This window comes from Candidatus Schekmanbacteria bacterium RIFCSPLOWO2_02_FULL_38_14, assembly GCA_001790855.1.
In the GTDB taxonomy this organism is placed as follows: domain Bacteria; phylum Schekmanbacteria; class GWA2-38-11; order GWA2-38-11; family GWA2-38-11; genus 2-02-FULL-38-14-A.
Genome location: MGDH01000028.1, coordinates 1 through 19,242 on the forward strand (window position 1 = coordinate 1; position 19,242 = coordinate 19,242).

The window sequence follows — 19,242 nt, forward strand, 5'->3', positions numbered from 1 at the left end:
TATACAGGAGATTTTAGAGGAAGAGGTTTCAGCATTTTTAGGCAGAGGCAAATCTGAGAGAAGAAAGATGAGGATTGATGCTGTTCAATCCTATAGGAATGGATATGGCAAGTGTCGTAGATTTGCGATGATGAATGGCACTGTAAGGGTAAAAAGGCCGAGGTTACGCAATCAAGAAGGATTTGAGAGCAAAATATTGCCGTTATTTAAACGTCGCAGTAAGGAATTAGGGGAGATGTTACCAGAGCTTTACCTGCATGGATTAGCCAGTGGTGATTTTGAGTTGGCATTACGAGGTTTATTAGGAAAAGGGGCTCCATTGTCCAAAGCCTCCATTTGCCGGTTGAAGGCTAAGTGGCAGATTGAGTATGAAGAATGGAAGAAACAGGGATTTAACAGGGGTTAAGATAGTCTATCAGTGGGCTGATGGTATTTTTGTAAAAGCTGGGTTGGAGAAGGAGAAGGCAGTATTGTTAGTAGTAATAGGAGTATTAACAACAGGTGAGAAGGTGTTATTAGCCTGCGAGAGTGGATACCGTGAAAGCAAGGAATCATGGCTTGGAATATTACGCGATCTTAAAAGGCGAGGTCTTTGCCTTGCACAGCTTACCATAGCAGATGGACACCTTGGTATATGGTCTGCTCTTGGAGAGATACATCCTGAAGGAGATGGGCAGAGGTGTTGGAATCACAAGATAACAAATGTTCTTGATGCAATGCCCAAAAGAGTGAGAAATGAAGCTTCCGGTTATCTGGGAGCAATTCCTTATGCAGAGACACTTCAGGAGTGCGAAAAATTAAGGGATGAATTTATTAATCGTTACAAGAAAGAATATCAGAAAGCTTGTGAGAAATTACTCGCTGATTGGGAAAGAATGGTGGCTTTTTATTTATATCCAAAAGAACACTGGGTGCATATCCGCACGACTAATGTTGTAGAATCACCCTTCAGCTCAATACGGTTAAGGACTGATGCTGCAAGAAGGTTCAAAAAAGTTGAAAATGCTACAGCAATGATATGGAAGCTTCTTCGGGTTGCAGAAAAGAGGTTTCGCACTCTTAAAGGATACTGGTTATTGGAGAGTGTTTGTGCAGGTGAACGATTCGTCAATGGTATAAGGGAAAACAAAAAAGTGTGTCTTGAAAGGAAAGCCGCTTAAATGAATTTACACTCTTATTGACAAAAGCTCCTCAAATTTATTTTATGTTATTTTTTTTAAATATAGTTAAAAATTTCTAATAATATCTCAAAAAATGAGATTTTTTCTCTATACCTTTGCTGCCGGCCTATTAGAAGTACTTAAAAAGATTACAAAATCTCTGATCCAACTATGGACAACTAAGCCAAAATACCAGCTACCTGCCTGCCGGCAGGCAGGTAGCTTAACTTCGGGAAAATGTCATTAAAATTTTGGGGTATTGCCAGTAACGTCAAATAAATTATTGACATAATTGAAGCTAATTCAATATAATATAGTTCTATCTAGTAAACTATTTAATATGAAAGGAGGTGAAATTATATATTAAATTTCCGTCTCTTTAAACAGCTACTAAGTAAAATAAACTAATTAGATTTTGAAAAAGGAGGACGTCGTGAAAAAGATTAATTTTTTAAGTATTCTTATTATGGTAACTCTCTTTTCAGCATGGGGATGCGGTCACAGTTATAATTCAATGGTTAATTCAGGCGTAGGTATTGATCTTAAAGGTGATGCCAAGTATGAGATTTTAGGAGATACTGAAGCAAAAGCAGAAGTACTCTCAATCCTTGGAATATTTAATATTGGTGCTGAGAAAACAGGTAATTTCCCTGGTGTGTCTGGACTTTCGGGCCTTTTGGGAAGCGGTAAAACTTTATGTGAGCAAGCAGCAGCATATAAAGCTATAGAAAATTTTGAGGGCGCAGATCAAATTATATCTCCTCGCTTCAAAACCGAAGAAATGAACTACTTCGTTTTTGGAAAATATTCTTCAACTGTTAAAGCAAAGGCTGTTAAAATCATAAAATAAATAAAATCCTTTGGGTAGAAAAAGGCTCTATCTTGTAAAATGAGAAGGTAGAGCCTTTTCTTTTTAAGCTATGAAACTATTTTTTAATATAACCATAATTTTATTAGGGCTGGTTATAGGGTGTGGGACTAAATATCCTCTGCAATTCACACCAATTAATCCTGCTGATGGATTCCATTTTTCATATACAGATAATGATACTGGAATTGAATTTATGTTGCTTGAGGCCGGAAACTTTACTATGGGTTCACCGGAAAATGAAGAAGGAAGGGATAAAGACGAAGGACCGCAGCATACGGTTTACATAGATTCTTTCTATATAAGCAAATACGAAATCACGCAGTCCCAATGGAAAGAAATTATGAATAAAAATCCTTCACATTTTAAAGGAAATCCACTTTTACCGGTAGAAAATGTTTCATGGAATGACGTTCAAGAGTTTATTAAGCGCCTTAACAAAAAAACAGGTCTCCATTACAGGCTACCTACCGAAGCAGAATGGGAATATACCTGCCGGGCTGGAACGCAGACAGCATTTTTCTCCGGCAAAGAAGAAAAATTCTTGAGCGAATATGCATGGTTTAACAACAATTCAGCAGGAGAAACACACCCTATGGGAACAAGAATGCCAAATCAGTGGGGCATTTATGATATGCACGGTAATGTGAGTGAATGGGTTGAGGATGGAGTTAGAGGATATCTTTCAAGAACCGAATATAATCCCAAAGGTTCTCCAAGTTCTGTTAAAGCCATTCACAGAGGTGGTTCCTGGCTATATCCTGCAAAGCTGTGCAGATCAGGAAATCGTATGATAAACGACAAAGACTTCTCATCTCATATAATAGGATTTCGTATCGCTATAGATAGGGACAATATCAGAATTGAGTCTCCATCAAAGCAGTAGAAATTTTAAATCAACATTTTCTCGTTTATACTTGGGTGACAACAATTTATGAAAAAGTTTTCTATTATCATTATCATAGTTCTTTTTTGCAAGCTATTAACTCCGGTTTTGGTTTTTGCCACAGAAACTGAAGAAAAGGTACAGGATAACGACAGCAGTTCTTCTCCATCTTCAATTCTTAAAGAAAATGAAAAGGATATTTTTGATGAAAAAGAGCTTTCAAAACGGGGAGGATTTAGACCCTGTGTTTACAGCCTCTGCCTTGGCCCAAGAATAGGACTTGAATATAACGAAGGAAGAAAGCTCCGGAGCAGTGAATCAATTTGCTGGATACCATTCTTTGGCTGGGCTTTGCATATTCTGAATGCATATGATGCATATAAGGGAAAGGGAATGTCAGAGGTCGTTGCTGAGGAAGGACTTGATGAGTAATCAAAAAAGCTATAAGCAGTAAGCTATAAGCTTTTTTAATTTTATTTTTTTACTTACAGCTTACAACTTATAGCTTATAGCTTTTAAAACATTTCCCTCTGCCCATTAGCAGGGACAGGTATTCCTAAATGTTTATAGGCGAGTCTTGTAACCATTCTCCCGCGTGGAGTCCTCTCTAAAAATCCTTCCTTAATCAGGAATGGTTCATAAACATCTTCAATTGTGTCCTTTTCTTCGCTCACAACAGCAGAGATAGTTCCTACTCCAACAGGACCTCCATTAAACTTTTCTATAATTGTTATTAATAATTTCCTGTCAAGGCTATCGAGCCCCTTTTCGTCTATTTCAAGCATCTCAAGCGCATTCTTCGCAGCATCAATATCAATCCGCCCGTCTCCTTTTACTTCTGCAAAATCCCTTACTCTTTTGAGAAACCTGTTTGCAACCCTTGGGGTCCCTCGAGACCTTTTAGCTATCTCGCATGCCCCATCATCAGAAATTTCTATTTTCAATATTCCAGCAGACCTTTTAATAATTGTATTTAATTCATTATGGTTATAATATTCAAGCCTGTGTTTTATTCCGAATCTTCCCCTCAAAGGAGCAGTCAGCAAACCTGTCCTTGTTGTTGCACCTATAAGAGTAAAATTGGGAAGCTTAAGTTTCATTGACCTTGCTGAGGGTCCCTGCCCGATGATTATATCCACCTGAAAATCCTCCATAGCAGGATAGAGTGTCTCCTCAACTGCGCGGTTTAAACGGTGGATTTCATCAATAAACAGAACATCATATTCCTGAAGATTAGATAGAATTGCAACAAGGTCTCCCTGCTTTTCAAGAACAGGTCCTGAAGTTGTTTTGATATTTACCCCCATTTCTTTTGCTATGATGTAGGCAAGGGTAGTTTTGCCAAGACCCGGAGGACCCCAGAAAAGGCAGTGGTCAAGATGCTCATTTCTTGCTTTTGCCGCCTGAATGAACACCTTCAGATTTTCCTTAACATTTTCCTGCCCAATGTATTCATTCAGGGAAGCGGGCCTGAGATTCAGGTCAAGGCTCCTGTCTTCTTCAACTAATTTTTTTGAAATTATCCGCTGGTCCATATTTATTCTTTAAGTTCAAATTTCAAAGCCCAAATGCCAAATCAAGTTCAAACGATAACTTGCTAAATATGTTTCGCCATTGCCTTCAATGATTCCTTCAGTACTTCTTCAACTGCAACTGATTCTCCGCTGGTATCGCATCTTTTGAATGCTTTATTCGCAGCTTCTTCTGCCTCTATTTTAGAATATCCAAGGTTTGTAAGAGCAGAAATGACATCATCAACAATATGGTTCCCGGCAGAAACCTTACCCTCCGCAACCTGTTTTTTATCCAGAGGCAGCAACTGCATTTTTTCTCTCAGTTCATAAACAAGCCTCTCAGCTGTTTTTCTGCCAACCCCGGGTACATTGCTGAGCGTAGCAAAGTCTGAAGCCACAATCGCTTTTTTTAAATCAGAAGAGCCGATTCCTGAAAGTATGTTGATTGCAAGTTTTGGACCTATCTTGGTAACACCTATCAGGTGCTCAAACAGCACCTTTTCCTCAAATGTAAAAAAACCAAAAAGAGAAATTGCATCCTCTCGCACATGGGTGTGAATCTCCATAAAAACCTTCTCTTTCTCTTTTGGCAGCATATAGAAGGTTGAAAGCGGTATAAGCACATGATAACCAACTCCGTTGACATCTATTATTATTGCATTAGGAGTTTTTTGTTCCAGCACTCCTTTAAGCGTAGCGATCATAACTTTTCTCTAACCTTTCCCTCAGAGAAGCGTTGTGGATATGGCAGATAGCAACTGCAAGCGCATCTGCTGCATCTTCAGGTTCCGGTATATCAGAAAGTCTGAGAATCGCCTGTACCATTTTTTGTATCTGGTATTTATCCCCCCTGCCATAACCCATAACTGCTTTTTTTATATGAGTGGATGAGTACTTGAAAACAGGCAATCCGAGATTCGCAGCCGCAAGTAAAACCACTCCGCTTGCATGCCCGAGTTTCAGCGCAGCCTTTACATCGTGGGCAAAAAAAATTTCTTCAATCGCAACAGCATCAGGCGAATGTTCTTTTATGATTGATAAAATGCCATCATAAATTTTTTTCAACCTTTGTGAGAAATCCTCTCTTGAGGATGTCTTTATTGCTCCGGAACAGATATAGAGCAGGTTCTGCTCTTTCTCTTCAGCCAAAACCAAGCCATAGCCTGTTCTCACTGTGCCGGGGTCTATTCCGAGAACCTTCATTTAAAACCTTTTTATAAGTTATTGTTAAAAGTTCAAATAGCAAAATCCATTTGAGTTTCGCTTTTATAATTTTTCCATTTCCTCAGCAGATATATCAAAATTCGCATAGACCTTTTGAACATCATCGTGGTCTTCAAGCGCTTCCATCAAATGAAGCATCCTTCTGGCTTGTTCACTTTCAAGTTTAACAGTGGATTTTGGAACCATTGTAATTTCAGCAAGGGAACAGTTTATCTTTTTATTTTTAAAAACATCTTTCACCTTTTCAAAATTATCAATGTTTGTAATTATTTCATACATCTTGTCCTCATGCCTGAAATCCTCTGCGCCTGCCTCAAGTGCCAGCTCCATCATCTCGTCTTCCTTGGCTACTCCCTGATCAACAAGAAGGAGCCCCTTTTTATCAAATATCCATGAAACGCACCCAGCCTCACCCATGTTTCCACCATATTTAGTGAATACATGCCTTAGTTCAGCAACTGTTCTGTTTTTGTTGTCGCTTGTAACAGTAACAAGGATTGCGACTCCTCCAGGACCATAACCCTCGTACTCTGAATCTTCATAATGTACTCCCTCAAGCTCTCCTGTTCCTTTTTTTATTGCCTTCGTAATGTTGTCCTGAGGCATGTTCGCTGCTCTTCCTGCTGCAACTGCAGATCTGAGCCTCGGGTTTCCTTCTATATCTCCGCCGCCAATCCTTGCCGCAATAGTAATTTCTTTAATCAGTTTGGTGAAAACCTTCCCCTTCTTAGCATCTTCCTTAGCTTTCTTGTGTTTTATTGTGCTCCATTTAGAATGACCTGACATTTTCTTTCACCTCTCTTTTTTCTTTTGGTTCAAAAAATTTTTTAATTGTTGAGGCTATTTCCTGTAAACGTTCCAGCTCCCTGATTTTCTTATGTTCCTCATCAGTTAAATAAAAAATCTGAATAGCCTGGTTACCCTCTGTTACTATTTTTGCAAGGTTAATATCGAGCCTGAGTTCAGCCAGTATCCTGGTTACATCATATAATAACCCTATTCTGTCCTGAGCGTGAACTTCGATTATCGTGTAGGAGTTAGACTCTTCATTGTTAATCTTAATCTCTGTCGGCACACTTATTGCTCCATACCTCTTTCTCATTATATATTTTCTTTGCCGCTCAACCATCTCTTCTACATTCTTCTTTCCTTCAAGAACAAGCGCCAAATCTTCTTCAATCTCCATCCACAGTTCATCATCTTCCGCAGCCTTCCCTTCGCGGTCAGAACACTGAAGCGTATCAACTGCAACTCCTTCGCTGTTGGTATAAATTTCTGCTCCGAGTATCTGAATCCCCTTTGATGTAAGAACTCCGCAGGTCTTGGAAAATGACCCTATCCTTCCCTCAAAGCAAACAAGAAAATCTGAATACCCGACCTTGCTGTTATGAATAACAGAACTTGTAACTGTTTTACCCTTCATTTCTCTGAGAAGCTTATAATGAGTATATATCCTGCTTGCGAGCGTTCCGGTGATGTATCTTTCAGGCAGGGTATCAAAAAACTCAACAACCTGTTCTCTAGTCAATGTCCCTTCTGATTTATTTATCACTTTTTCAATTATACTATTTATCTTCTCCCTGTATTCAGCAGTATAATCTATATCCTCATAAAGCCTCTTTGTAAAATATTTATATGTTTTAAAATATAGCCTGCTTACCAGTTCACTTCTCCACTCATTCCATGCATATGGCGACACAGCATTAACATCTGCATACGTCAGTATCATTAACATCTTTAAAGTCTCAAGGTCGCCAACTGTTTTAGAAAACTCTTTTATTGTTTTCTCTTCAAGGAAATCCCTTCTTTCAGCAGTATGCATCATAAGCACATGATTCCCGATAAGTGTTAAGACTTTTTCCATATCATCAGGGCTTATATCCATTCTGTTTAATATCTTTCTTGATATATCAGCGCTTCTTGGAACATGCCCCTTTCCGCCAACCTTTCCTATGTCGTGCAGCAGGACTGCCAGTCTCAAAAGGTCTTTTCTTTCAATCTCCCTGTAAACCTTACAGAATATTGATTCTCTCGGATTCTGTTCCTCAAGCTCATCAAGCTTCTCCAAAGCTATCAAAGTATGTTCATCAACAGTATAATGATGATAGATATCAAACTGGACAAGGCAGTCAAGCTCGCCAAATTCAGGAATAAATCTGTCAAGCACCCCTGTTTCATGCATCTGTCTTATTTTTCTTGAAATCTGTTTTTTTGAATTCAGGATGCTCAGGAAAAGCCTGCCTCCTTCCTTCCCCCATTTAAACTCACCATCTGTTTTTGTCACCTCTTTTTTCATTGTCTGAAGCAATGAATCGCTGATATTGTATCCATGATTCTGAGCTATTTCAAAAACCTGCAGAAGCTTGACTGGTGAGTTCTGGAACACATCTGTATTGTTCCTGGCAACATAAAGGGAATCATTTATCAGGACAAAACCTTCTTCAAGATTTCTCTGGCGGAAAACAGAAAATATTTTTCTTCCATCTGCATCGCTCTTGCATGTCTTTTTAATAAAATCAGTACAAATCTGCGAATTTATCTTTGCATGAAAATAATAATCTTTCATAAAATGTTCTACAGCAGGCTTGTTGCCCTCATCCTTGTATCTGAGATGTTTTGCGATTTCTGTCTGGAACTCAAAACCCAGAATATCATTTTTTCTTGATGAAAGGTAGTGCAGGTCATTTCTCACTCTCCACAAAAAGTTCAGCCCTCTCTCAATAGCCTCATGGTCTTCCTGGCTCAAACATCCGCACGGCACCAGTGCCTTTATACAGTCAACTTTATATACAACCTTTCCTATCCAGTATATTGTGTGAATATCCCTTAAACCCCCTGGACCATCTTTGATATTTGGTTCTAAAACCTGAATAGTCCTTCCTGACTCTGAATATCTTTTGTTTCTATCAAGAACTTTCTGCCTCAGGTAAAACTCGCCTTTTCTGTGAAGAACCCTGATGTTAAAAGTTTTACTAAAGGAATCAAATAAATCCTTATCACCTGTTATAAACCTTGCTTCAATCAATGATGTCATGGTTTTAAAATCGTTTTCAGCAAGTTTTAAGCAGTCTCCAACTGACCTGCAGCTATGGCCTAAATCAAAGCCTAAATCCCACAGGATATGGAATATGTCCTCGCTTACCGTCTGTATAAATTCATCAACCCTGTTCTGATAAAGAAACATAACATCAATGTCAGAAAACGGACTCAGAGACCCCCTTCCGTATCCGCCTACAGCCGCTATGACGCACTTTGAATGCTTTGAAGGGTCTTCAGAATAGCTTTTTGAAGCAAATTCGTAGAGCTCAGTTATTATTCTGTCTGAAAGGCGGCACAGAGATTCAACAATTTCCCTTCCGGTTGCTCCGTTGAGATGCCTCTCTCTGATAGCCTCCTTTTCTCTGGCAATAATCTCCTTATAGTAATTGACCTTGTCTTTTTTAAAATCTGATTTCTTTTTGGAGTCAGTCACTTCATATCCTGTTATATGGATTGCTTTTTTCCATTTTAAATTTTAAAAGCAACTCTTGCGGTTGCCCATCATTAGGGCAGGTGCAAGACCTGCCCCTACAAATTCTAGATTCCTGCTTTCGCGGGAACGACATATAGCACGGGGTTCTAAATTTCTAAATCCCATCAACCATACCGAGTACAACACCTAAGCTCTCTGCATAAGATTTCACGCCTGTAAAAATACCTTCACTGATTTTTGTCCTGTATTTCTCAGAACCAAGCAAAGTCTCTTCTTCAGGATTGCTTATAAAGGAAATTTCAACAAGTATGCTTGGCATTTTTGCTCCGATTAACACATAAAAAGGAGCCTGCTTTACTCCCAAATCTTTTGTGTCAGAAAAATTTTCATTAACAGTCTCAACAAGATTTTTCTGCACAATGCCTGCTAATTTGCTTGATTCATTTATCTTTGTATTAAGAAGTAAATCATTTAGTATTCTCTGAAGGTCGCTCATATTCTTCATAGAGATGGCGTTTTCCCTTGCTGCGACTTCCATTGCATCAGCGCTTGATGAAAGATTTAAAAAATATGTCTCAATCCCTTTTGCTTCCCTTCTTCTGCTTGCATTGGCATGGATTGAAATAAAAAGGTCAGCTTTTTTTACGTTTGCTATTGCCGTTCTCTCCTCTAAAGGAATGAAAACATCGCTGTTTCTTGTCATAATAACTTCCCAATGGAAATTTTCTTCTATCGTTTTTTTTAACCTCTTTGCAACATCAAGAACCACGTCTTTCTCAGCAAGCCCGTTTCGTCCGATAGCGCCTGTATCCTTCCCTCCGTGACCAGCGTCAATCACTATCCGCTTAATCTTTAAACCCAATTGTTCAGGAAGGGTAAGATGACTATCCCTTGTTTTTTCACTATTGTCAAAATTTGCTTTGCCAACTGCTTCATCGCTTCCATAAAAGTCCAGAACAATCCTGTCAGGATTCTTAAGTCTGAATACTTTAAATGTTTCCAGACTTTCCAATTCCATAACTATTCTCACTGTTGTTGGTTCAAAATAACCGCTTCTGATTTTTTTTAAAATCCCGTCCCCTATGGAAATAAAATTATTTTTAATTTTCGAGTCTAACCAGGCTCCGGATATATCCACATATACCCTGTCAGGGCTTTTTATTCTGTGATATTTAAACTCTGCCTCTCTTTCAAGGTCTATAGCTATTCTGGTATAATTCTCACCTGAATATTTTCTGATATTGATAACCCTGACAAGATTATTTTTAGTATTTTCTTTTTCATATGCGCCATTGTCTTTAGATTGATTAGCAAAGGTTTCATTGATAACATCTCTCGGAGAGAAAGACAAAAGAGTTGTCAGGGCAAAGAATAACAGGAATACAGGTTTTAAAAATCTTATCATTTTTAAAAGAATTGGCTACCAATTTTAATTAAATTTACCATCAAATTTTGCCTGTTGTCAAGGTATTAATAAATTGCTGCTTCATAGGAAAATTTTAATTTTATTTAAAACAAAAAAAAAGCGGTGATTAATTTTCTTAACCACCGCTTTTTTATTAAAAGATTTTTATAATTTTACTTCTTTAAAGCCCTTCTTCCAAAAATTCCTGCTCCCATTAATCCAAAACCTAAAAGCAGAAGTGTAGAAGGTTCTGGGACGGGGACGACCATATTAATATCGAAATTTCCTCCTGACAACGTTGCAGGGCTAAATAATAAATCATTGTTGCAGTCAGGAGAAAATCGTGTAACGAGTGTTGTGCCGTTACCCGGGTTCCCAAGATCTGAAAGAAAAACCTTAGCCCCAATGACCCAGGTAGCCCAGCCTTTTTCAGTCAGACCTGCATTAACATATTCAAAAATGGTTGCATCACCCTCATGTGTCCCTGAACCTACATTAAATTTTGTGTATTGTGTAGCTCCTTGAGGAGGATAGCCATTTGGATACCCTGCAGAGCCTTGATCGTAAACCCAAGTGGCGCCACTTTCAATTCTCCCAGCACTACCTCCAATGGTTTTAATTCCATATTCATATACAAAGTCAGAAGCAGGAGGGTAACCTGAATTAATATCAATAGCAATATCGCCTGGATTAAAATAATGAGTAGGCCAGCCAAACATGCTTCCAGGATACCCTGTAGCAGGCATAGAGGTGACAATTGCAAAATAGGCATAGGTGGCGTCATTGTCAAAATACATAGCCTCAACATCAAAAGCCTCTCCTCCTGATGGAATAGGAGGTCCAGAAGTTGCCCAATCTGCTACAACATAATTAGCAGTTGAAGTGTTTAACGTTGGAGCCCATAAATTATTAAAATTCCCGCCTCCATCAACACTCAAAGTAATTCCAAAATGGTCAGTTAAAATCGTTGCATCTGTTGTTCCGCTTAGAACAAAGATTAAGAAAAACATACAATTTAATATTAGTCTTTTCATTTCTCCCCCCCCTTTTTTTTGTTTTTGTCTAATAAAATTTAAAAAAATTAACTGTTAAAAACAATCAATCAGTCAATTAATATGCAATTATTATGCCAAAAAATCTTTTGTTTCAGTTAATTATTTAATTACTTGATTTATATGCAGAAATTGCATTTAAAGAGAAAAACATTCAAAGAATAAAGAGCCTTGACTTTTTAAAAGTGTTCAAAAATCCAACATATTATTTTATATTATTTTTGTTATTTTTAAAACATAAAATAGGATAACAATTAAAATCAATATGTTAGTATTTTTTTTTATATATTTTTTCTTTAAAATCTGTTCATTTTTCCGACAGTTTTCCTCCAAAGGTGCTTACTGCCCAAACCTATAATTCTTTATCGTTCTAAACCAAAGTGTCAAGGGGTTACGGCTACCGTCTCATGCTTACAGCGTGGACAACAAAAACCATTCGGCCAGCGCAACTTAAAAAGATAGTCACGGCAAGCTTCTTCAGAATTGAACCTTGTCTCAAATTCAAGAAGTGTTTTGGGATAATCTTTCATTACCCCAGAGGGTAACCTCTACATAACCACTTCAATCCATCATTTTATATCATTTCCATTATCTTCTTTAAATCTTCTGAATCAAATATTTTTATAAGAACATCTAATATCTTCCGGTAACCCTCTTTATTATTAAATTTTAACCTCATGGTAACACTGTCACCTTCAAAATTCTCAGGAAGTTCAACTGATATTTCATCTGGGAGATTAAGATGTTTAATATGATTTTTTATTTTTCTCTCAAACTCTTTAATATGAGGGTATCTTTTTTCTTTTAAGAAAGATAGGATGAGCTCTGCTTTTTGATCCCTGCTAACCTTATCTTTTATAAGAATTTCATTGATGCTTTTGCCTTTAATCAAATCAGATATGCTGATGTTATCTCTTCCTGCAATTTCTTCTAAAAGAGTAAGCAATTCATTAACTAAATTAAACCCAAGTTCCAGTTTTTTCACCAATTCAAGAATAGGTTCCTGATCTTTATATGATAAAAAAGATAGTTTTGATAATATTTTTACATTATATTTTTTTGCAATTCCTAATTCTCTGAAACCATACAAAAGATTTTGCAATGAAAGATATTTATTAAGGATAAGGAGGCTCTTCGCAAGTCCAAGCAATGGTAAATAAACTTCAATTATTTTTTCTGATTCAATATTTAGTTTTTCCTTTAGCTTAGAAAGGAAATTAGAAATCTCAATACAGTTTATCTCCCGGGAATGAAGATTTTCTAGGAGGCTAAGTCGTAAAGCCTGCTCATCATCAAGTTCCGTAATTTTAAAAATATGGGCAGGGACAAAATCGATTCCAAGCTCATTCAGGGCAATTACTCTCTTATAGCCTGAAATGATTTGCAATGGACTATTTGCATCTTTTCCCCTTAAAATTAAAGGCGTAAGTAAACCGATTTCTCTGATTGATGCCTTTAGTTTTTCAATTTCTCTTGGAAAAGACATGGAAAAGGTATCATTTTCTGTATCAATATTTTCTAATCTTACTTTTTCAGGAAAAGTTACTTTTATCATTATTCCATCATTATTATTTAAGTTAAGGCTCTAAATTAAATACTAAATCCTAATATCTAAATCCTAAACAAATTCAAAATTCAAATATTCTAAATTCAAAACAGTTTTGGACATCAGGATTTTGGATTTAGATATTGTTTAGAATTTAGGATTTCGAATTTAGGATTTAATACGTATTCCAATGGTATTCCCGCATATCTTTTACCTTCTTCAATCTTTCCTCTCTTGAAGCATCCATCTGCAAAAATTCTACATTTCCTCTCAAGTTCCCTTAACACAGCATCTCTCTGTTTAGGTGTTAACCCTCCATTTGATAAAAGTTTTTCCAGCGCGCTTATCCTAAACCTATCCATTCCCCAGTATTTTTTAGAAAGCTGGTCATGGTGACCTCCTCTTTTTATGATTAGTTTCTCGTCTAAAAAACAGACAGGAAACTCTTTGCTTATTCTAAGCCACAGGTCATAATCTTCACACACTTGCAAAGACTCATCAAAAAGCCCGATTTTATTAAAAACTTCTCTTTTTATCATAACAGATGATGCGCTTATTATGCAAAGAGGCAGACTCCTTTCAAAAATATCACCAGAATATTTTATATGCTTTTTCATTTGGTTTGCTCTTCTCCCTTTTCTAATCCATATTTCATCTGTGTAGCATATCTTTGCTTCTTTATTCATTCTGAAAAAGTCCATCTGTTTTTCTAATTTTCTTTTTTTCCACAAATCATCTGAATCAAGGAAGCTTATAAAATCTCCCTGTGAGTTGAGCACCCCTTTGTTTCTTGCAGCAGATACTCCTTGATTTTCCTGATAGAAATATCTAATTTCTTGGCTTGTGTTTTTTATTGTCTCTTCTGTATTATCTGACGAGCCATCATCAACAACAATAAGTTCAATATCTTTATAGGTTTGTAACAGAACAGAGTTTAAAGTTTCAGCTAAATAAAAAGTTCTATTATAGGTAGGTATAATGACGCTTACTTTGTGATTCATCATATTTTTCCATTATCTTTTTCTATGAACTATAATGAGTTGATGTTATAATGTCAAATGACAAGAGGAGCTAAAGTGGATGATACAATAATAAGCCCGGTTAAAAACAGGAATGACCCTGAACTTCCCGAAAGAGTTATCTTTACTCCCACACTGCAGATTGCAGGAATTCTGTTGAGACTGAGTAAATGGAAAGTAACAAGGTTCAGGCGATTTGACATAACCCTTCTTGCAATTTTAAAAGACTCACAAGGTAAAATAGCGCTTGTCGGACCTGGAATGGGCGCCCCAATGGCAAGTGCAATCATAGAAAAAGTGATAGCCTGCGGAGGAAAAAAGATTTTAATGGTTGGCTGCTGTGGTTCGCTAAGCAGGAATTTAAAAATAGGAGATTTTTTTATACCTGAAAAAGGAATAAGCGGGGAAGGAACATCACAACATTACCTTAAAGACAATGAAATTCCTCTTCCTGATAAAAAAACAATCAAAGTATTAGAAAAAACTTTTATTGAAGAAGGATTAGATATCAAGAAAGGAAAAATATGGACAACTGATGCCCCTTATCGTGAAACTAAGGATAAAGTAATAAATCTTGCAAATCAAGGAACAATGGCAGTTGATATGGAATTTACAGCCCTGTGCTCTGTTGCAGCATTTCGAAAAATCCCTTTTGCAAGTCTTATGATTGTTTCTGATGAACTTTTTGACTGCAGATGGAATCCAGGGTTTTCTTCTCAGGTATTTAGAAAAAGTTTGAAAGCTGGTTGCAGAACTGTTTTAAAAGTAGCCGAGAATCTGATATATTGACAGTGTATGGTTGTAGAAAGTAATATTTTCTTATGAAAAAAAATGGCTTTAAACTTTCAGGTTCTAAAATAGGGATTGTTGCCACATTACTACTGTTTGTAATCTGCCTTCTTCATGGTCCAAAAACTAATATTACTCTGATTGAAAGACTTGAATTAACCTGGCTTGACACACTGTTTAAGCTCAGAGGGAAAAAGAATCCAGGAAATGAAGTAAAGATAATTGCAGTTGATGATAAAAGTATAACAAAACTTGGTAGATGGCCATGGGACAGAGCAAAATTTTCAGAACTAATTGATATTCTCATTGATGCTAAAGTTAAAGTAATAGGTTTTGATATTATTTTCAGTGAGCCTCAGATAACACAGGAACAAAAAAAATTAAACGAACTGGAGAAGTCTTTTAAAAAACTTAACCTTCAATCTCTGAACAAAGATTCATCAGTGTTTTATAAAAAGATAATAAATTCGTTAGAAGCAATTGACAATGATAATCTCCTCGGAAATTCCTTTAAAAAAGCAGGAAATGTGGTGCTGGCTGTTGCCCTTGACCCGGAATCAAGGGTTGAAGAATCAAAAGCCGCAGAAAATGATGTTTTAGAGAATTTGAGCCGCTTCTCTTACTTTTTAACTGAAGACCCTGGTCTTATAGAAAATGCTCTGCAACCCCCTGAAGCCAGAACTGTTCTGCCACCACTTATCCCTTTTATGGAAAAAGTTCTATCAGTAGGAAATGCACAGGCAATTATAACAGACCTTGATGGAATCTCTAGAAAGGAATCTCTGGTAGTAAAATACAGAGACTTTTACTATCCTCCTTTTGGGCTTGAAATAGCAAGGGCATATCTTGATATTCCTTTTGAAAAGCTGAAAATCATATTTGGTCAAGGGATTAAGCTAGATAAAATTTTTATTCCAACAGATGAAAGAGAAAGATATCTTATCAACTTCAATGGACCACAGAATACTTTCAAGTATTACTCTTTCTCTGATGTCCTTGATGGAAAATTTCCAAAAGAAGAGTTTTCAGGAAAAGTTGCTTTGATCGGATATGCTGCTACCGGCTTAGGAGATAAATGGGCAACACCATTTCAAATAATGTTTGGAGTTGAAAAGCAGGCAACAGTAATAGAAAACATAATCCACCAGAATTTCTTAAATCGTCCTGCAAATGCCTTTATCTTTGAAATGCTGGCTCTTTTAATCTTAGGAGTAATATCCTCTGTAATACTTCCAAAGCTATCCCCTCTTAACAGTACTTTTTTTTCAACAGGAATGATTTTTATTTATCTTCTTTTTACCGTCACGCTTTTCATCTTTTACAGCACATGGATAAATGCTGTGTTTCCAACATTAACAACATTATCCTCCTACATTGTAATAACCTCCTACCGCTTTCTTACTGAGGAAAAGGAAAAAAGAAAGATAAGAGGAGCTTTCCAGCAGTATTTAAGCCCTGAGGTGGTACAGGAAATAATAAAGGACCCATCAAAATTAAAACTTGGAGGCGAGGAAAAAATCCTTTCAATACTTTTTTCTGATGTCAGGGGTTTTACAACTATCTCTGAAAAACTAAAACCGGATGAGCTCGTAAAACTCTTAAATGAATACTTCAATGCTATGACAGAAGTTATAACCAATATCCACAAAGGAACACTGGATAAATTTATCGGTGACGCCATAATGGCATTCTGGGGAGCGCCAGTTGACTTACCAGACCATCCTCTAAGAGCATGCCTTTCAGCTTTGGGAATGATAAAAAAGCTTAAAGAACTTCAGGAAAAATGGATTCAGGAGGGTAAACCAAAAGTCGAGATAGGAATCGGAATCAATACAGGCATGGTAGTAGTTGGCAATATGGGTTCAGACAGCCGGTTTGACTACACGGTAATGGGAGATTCAGTAAATTTGGCATCAAGGCTCGAAGGATTAACCAGGACTTATGGGATAAATATAATAATAAGTGAATTTACTCTCAGCACATTAGAAAATGAATTTGTAACGCGGGAACTTGACTGTGTTAGAGTAAAGGGAAAGGTTAAACCTGTTAAAATTTTTGAATTGATTGATGAGAAACCATTATCTTCTGATAAATCTGATGTTATTGAAATTTTTCATACAGGGCTTAAATCTTACAAGAAGCGGTCCTGGGAAAAAGGAATAGAAGAGTTTCAGAAGGCTCTGAAAATTGACCCGGATGACATTCCTTCCAAAATCTATTTAGAGCGATGTATTGCTTTTAAATCAGCCCCTCCACCAGATGATTGGGATGGAGTGTTTACAATGAAAACGAAGTGAAGCAGTGACGACTATTCACTTTACACCATGCTTTATTAATTCCAAGTCTTTATCAATGTTGAAATCGGGATCCTGGCGTATAGTATGGCATCGTTTACATGTACGCGGCATACCGCAGGTAGGACAATCTTTTGTAATGCCGGTAAGAGAGGATAACTTTTTGTCCGGGCTTGCATCAAGATGGTCTCTGCCGGGTCCATGGCAGCTTTCACACCCAACTTCTTTCAGGTAAGGTGTGTTCTCTTCATCTATAAACCCCGAAGCCTTTCCATAACCTGTAGTATGGCATCTCAGGCAGCGAACGGTTTTTTCCTCGTTTGTTTTCACGAGTGTCTCAAAACTTTTCGCATGCCCTGTTTTACTCCATGAATTATATTCATTCTTATGACAGTCTCTGCATACCTTATCCCCAACATATGAAGACATTTTAGTTTCTGGCGCTGATTTGAGAAGGACTACATTTTTATTTTCTTTTCTCAACTCTTCATCAATCTGAGCAAGAATGGGCATATGGTAGATTGATTTAAGCTTCATGCTAAAATTAAAATTTCTGTCATTTTCTTCATTATGGCATTCAAGACAGACTTCTTTTGATGGTGTTTTCAGGATAGTTTTATTTCTTTGAATTTTATTAATATGCTTTGCAAAATCAGGATGGCACTCATCACATTGCGAACCTTTTTCTTTATTTAAGCTTAAATCATGACATTCGGCACAGATTTTTTCAGAAAATGTTTTTACATCTTTCCAAACTATATGGAGACTTCCGGGTCCATGGCATGACTCACATTGAACATTGGTTAGCGTCGGTGTTTCTTTTATGTTTTTAAACCCTGACTCAGACCCAAAGCCAAGGACATGGCATATTACACATTTAGATTCATATTCTTTTCCCCTGGAGGTCAATGAAAGAAAAGCCTTTGAGTGACGGCTCTTTTCCCACTGGAGATATTCTTCCTGATGGCACGGAAAACAAGTTTTGCTTCCAACAAAAGAGGCATTTTTGAAAAATAGCTCCTCAAATGCTTTAAACTGGAGTTTGTCATTACCTCCTCCCATTGTGTAGTATGGAAAAAATAATGACAGCAGAGAAAGGGTTATGACAAGAATGTTTTTTTTTAAAAACATGACTTTTGAATCTTTCCGCAGCAAGCTAGGGGAAATCCACTTACTATGCACTTTCAAGGAATTCTTTTAACGCTTCAGTCCAGTTTCTGAATACAAATCCGGTATTAGTTTTAAGTTTATTACAGTTCAAAACAGAATTCGCAGGTCTTTTGGCAACCCTGTTGGATTCATCTGATGCAATGGGCAGAATTTCTGTTCTGATTTTTTTAAATTCTTTTATCTTACGCGCAAATTCATACCACGAACATTTCCCACTATTAGCAGCATTGTATATTCCCTTGCAATCTTTTTTCAAAAGAGCTCTGATTGCTTCTGAAAGGTCTTTTGTGTACGTAGGTGAACCAACCTGGTCATTTACAATTTTTAGTTTATTTTCCTTTGCTGCCGTATCAATTACAAAACTCACAAAATTTCTTCCTCTCATTCCATAAAGCCATTCACTTCTGATGATTAAAAAGTTTTCACAAGTCTTTTTTATGAAATTTTCTCCTTCAAGTTTTGATTTTCCGTAAACATTGAGAGGATTTGGCTGGTCATCTTCATCATAGGGGGGTTTTTTAGTTCCATCAAAAATGTAATCAGTGCTGATATGCACAATTTTAGAACCGAATTCTCTGCACGATTCAGCTATATTTTTAACTCCATGCGCATTTACCTTAAAAGCATGCTCACTATTTCTTTCACATCCCTCTACGTCAGTATAAGCAGCCGTATTGATAACAATTTCAGGAGAAATTTCTTTTATCTTGTTTCTTGTTAAAAATTCATTAGTTATATCAAGCTCCTCTTTTCCATAAGGAATAACGTTAAAAGAACTTTTTAAACACATTGCTATTTCTGAACCGAGCATACCTTTTGCACCTAAAAGCAAAACTTTCATAT

The 19,242-nt window shown here is 36.9% G+C and carries 16 protein-coding genes and 1 pseudogene; 6 read left to right on the plus strand and 11 right to left on the minus strand.

Annotation, left to right across the window (positions count from 1 at the left end):
• Nucleotide 1 precedes the first annotated feature (1 nt).
• The 4 genes and pseudogenes from A3H37_04680 (at nucleotide 2) to A3H37_04695 (ending at nucleotide 3,346) form a co-directional block, all read left to right on the plus strand.
• Nucleotides 2–1,160: pseudogene (locus tag A3H37_04680) on the plus strand (hypothetical protein).
• A 433-nt stretch (nucleotides 1,161–1,593) separates the two neighbouring features.
• Nucleotides 1,594–2,010 carry a hypothetical protein gene (locus A3H37_04685; protein OGL49241.1) on the plus strand — a complete coding sequence of 139 codons (417 nt, stop codon included), beginning with the start codon at nucleotides 1,594–1,596 and terminating at the stop codon, nucleotides 2,008–2,010.
• A gap of 70 nt (nucleotides 2,011–2,080) precedes the next feature.
• Nucleotides 2,081–2,914, plus strand: coding sequence for a hypothetical protein (locus tag A3H37_04690; GenBank protein ID OGL49242.1), 834 nt, complete (start codon nucleotides 2,081–2,083; stop codon nucleotides 2,912–2,914).
• Between the two features lie 48 nt (nucleotides 2,915–2,962).
• Nucleotides 2,963–3,346 (plus strand): hypothetical protein, encoded by a 384-nt coding sequence (locus A3H37_04695; protein ID OGL49243.1) that lies wholly within the window; start codon nucleotides 2,963–2,965, stop codon nucleotides 3,344–3,346.
• An 83-nt stretch (nucleotides 3,347–3,429) separates the two neighbouring features.
• Here A3H37_04695 and A3H37_04700 read toward each other — a convergent pair whose 3' ends face one another.
• The 9 genes from A3H37_04700 to A3H37_04740 all read right to left on the minus strand — a co-directional run bounded on the left by A3H37_04700 (nucleotide 3,430) and on the right by A3H37_04740 (nucleotide 14,131).
• Entirely contained in the window at nucleotides 3,430–4,449 is a 1,020-nt protein-coding gene (locus A3H37_04700; GenBank protein OGL49244.1) for a Holliday junction DNA helicase RuvB, read from the minus strand.
• A 62-nt stretch (nucleotides 4,450–4,511) separates the two neighbouring features.
• On the minus strand, nucleotides 4,512–5,132 hold the full coding sequence (locus A3H37_04705) for a Holliday junction DNA helicase RuvA (protein OGL49245.1): 621 nt from the start codon (nucleotides 5,130–5,132) through the stop codon (nucleotides 4,512–4,514).
• Nucleotides 5,116–5,631 carry a crossover junction endodeoxyribonuclease RuvC gene (locus A3H37_04710; protein ID OGL49246.1) on the minus strand — a complete coding sequence of 172 codons (516 nt, stop codon included), beginning with the start codon at nucleotides 5,629–5,631 and terminating at the stop codon, nucleotides 5,116–5,118. The genes A3H37_04705 and A3H37_04710 overlap by 17 nt, the downstream gene beginning before the upstream one ends.
• A 63-nt stretch (nucleotides 5,632–5,694) precedes the next feature.
• On the minus strand, nucleotides 5,695–6,438 hold the full coding sequence (locus A3H37_04715; GenBank protein ID OGL49247.1) for a transcriptional regulator: 744 nt from the start codon (nucleotides 6,436–6,438) through the stop codon (nucleotides 5,695–5,697).
• A complete protein-coding gene (locus A3H37_04720) occupies nucleotides 6,422–9,124 on the minus strand; it encodes a [protein-PII] uridylyltransferase (GenBank protein ID OGL49248.1) in 2,703 nt (900 codons plus the stop codon). The genes A3H37_04715 and A3H37_04720 overlap by 17 nt, the downstream gene beginning before the upstream one ends.
• 154 nt (nucleotides 9,125–9,278) lie before the next feature.
• A complete protein-coding gene (locus A3H37_04725) occupies nucleotides 9,279–10,529 on the minus strand; it encodes a hypothetical protein (protein ID OGL49249.1) in 1,251 nt (416 codons plus the stop codon).
• Between the two features lie 173 nt (nucleotides 10,530–10,702).
• The gene (locus A3H37_04730) at nucleotides 10,703–11,539 is read right to left on the minus strand and encodes a hypothetical protein (protein ID OGL49250.1); all 837 of its coding nucleotides are present in this window, start codon (nucleotides 11,537–11,539) and stop codon (nucleotides 10,703–10,705) included.
• A gap of 616 nt (nucleotides 11,540–12,155) precedes the next feature.
• Complete coding sequence (locus A3H37_04735) at nucleotides 12,156–13,136, minus strand: hypothetical protein (protein ID OGL49251.1); 981 nt, start codon at nucleotides 13,134–13,136, stop codon at nucleotides 12,156–12,158.
• A gap of 113 nt (nucleotides 13,137–13,249) precedes the next feature.
• Nucleotides 13,250–14,131 (minus strand): hypothetical protein, encoded by an 882-nt coding sequence (locus tag A3H37_04740; protein ID OGL49252.1) that lies wholly within the window; start codon nucleotides 14,129–14,131, stop codon nucleotides 13,250–13,252.
• A 72-nt stretch (nucleotides 14,132–14,203) separates the two neighbouring features.
• On the opposite strand from A3H37_04740, the gene A3H37_04745 reads away from it, so the two are divergent.
• Both A3H37_04745 and A3H37_04750 read left to right on the plus strand, forming a co-directional pair.
• On the plus strand, nucleotides 14,204–14,935 hold the full coding sequence (locus A3H37_04745; GenBank protein OGL49253.1) for a hypothetical protein: 732 nt from the start codon (nucleotides 14,204–14,206) through the stop codon (nucleotides 14,933–14,935).
• A 32-nt stretch (nucleotides 14,936–14,967) separates the two neighbouring features.
• Nucleotides 14,968–17,232, plus strand: coding sequence for a hypothetical protein (locus tag A3H37_04750; GenBank protein OGL49254.1), 2,265 nt, complete (start codon nucleotides 14,968–14,970; stop codon nucleotides 17,230–17,232).
• A 15-nt stretch (nucleotides 17,233–17,247) separates the two neighbouring features.
• Here A3H37_04750 and A3H37_04755 read toward each other — a convergent pair whose 3' ends face one another.
• Nucleotides 17,248–18,360, minus strand: a complete 1,113-nt coding sequence (locus A3H37_04755) for a hypothetical protein (protein ID OGL49255.1) — start codon at nucleotides 18,358–18,360, stop codon at nucleotides 17,248–17,250.
• A gap of 43 nt (nucleotides 18,361–18,403) precedes the next feature.
• Complete coding sequence (locus A3H37_04760) at nucleotides 18,404–19,240, minus strand: dTDP-4-dehydrorhamnose reductase (GenBank protein OGL49256.1); 837 nt, start codon at nucleotides 19,238–19,240, stop codon at nucleotides 18,404–18,406.
• Between the last annotated feature and the right edge of the window lie 2 nt (nucleotides 19,241–19,242).

What these genes read in the sequence shown, in the direction of transcription:
- A3H37_04755 (OGL49255.1), bottom strand. Translation starts at nt 18,360, where the DNA reads ATGTTTTTAAAAAAAAACATTCTTGTCATAACCCTTTCTCTGCTGTCA.
- A3H37_04730 (OGL49250.1), bottom strand. Translation starts at nt 11,539, where the DNA reads ATGTTTTTCTTAATCTTTGTTCTAAGCGGAACAACAGATGCAACGATT.
- A3H37_04760 (OGL49256.1), bottom strand. Translation starts at nt 19,240, where the DNA reads ATGAAAGTTTTGCTTTTAGGTGCAAAAGGTATGCTCGGTTCAGAAATA.
- A3H37_04735 (OGL49251.1), bottom strand. Translation starts at nt 13,136, where the DNA reads ATGATAAAAGTAACTTTTCCTGAAAAAGTAAGATTAGAAAATATTGAT.
- A3H37_04700 (OGL49244.1), bottom strand. Translation starts at nt 4,449, where the DNA reads ATGGACCAGCGGATAATTTCAAAAAAATTAGTTGAAGAAGACAGGAGC.
- A3H37_04695 (OGL49243.1), top strand. Translation starts at nt 2,963, where the DNA reads ATGAAAAAGTTTTCTATTATCATTATCATAGTTCTTTTTTGCAAGCTA.
- A3H37_04740 (OGL49252.1), bottom strand. Translation starts at nt 14,131, where the DNA reads ATGATGAATCACAAAGTAAGCGTCATTATACCTACCTATAATAGAACT.
- A3H37_04725 (OGL49249.1), bottom strand. Translation starts at nt 10,529, where the DNA reads ATGATAAGATTTTTAAAACCTGTATTCCTGTTATTCTTTGCCCTGACA.
- A3H37_04705 (OGL49245.1), bottom strand. Translation starts at nt 5,132, where the DNA reads ATGATCGCTACGCTTAAAGGAGTGCTGGAACAAAAAACTCCTAATGCA.
- A3H37_04750 (OGL49254.1), top strand. Translation starts at nt 14,968, where the DNA reads ATGAAAAAAAATGGCTTTAAACTTTCAGGTTCTAAAATAGGGATTGTT.
- A3H37_04715 (OGL49247.1), bottom strand. Translation starts at nt 6,438, where the DNA reads ATGTCAGGTCATTCTAAATGGAGCACAATAAAACACAAGAAAGCTAAG.
- A3H37_04690 (OGL49242.1), top strand. Translation starts at nt 2,081, where the DNA reads ATGAAACTATTTTTTAATATAACCATAATTTTATTAGGGCTGGTTATA.
- A3H37_04710 (OGL49246.1), bottom strand. Translation starts at nt 5,631, where the DNA reads ATGAAGGTTCTCGGAATAGACCCCGGCACAGTGAGAACAGGCTATGGC.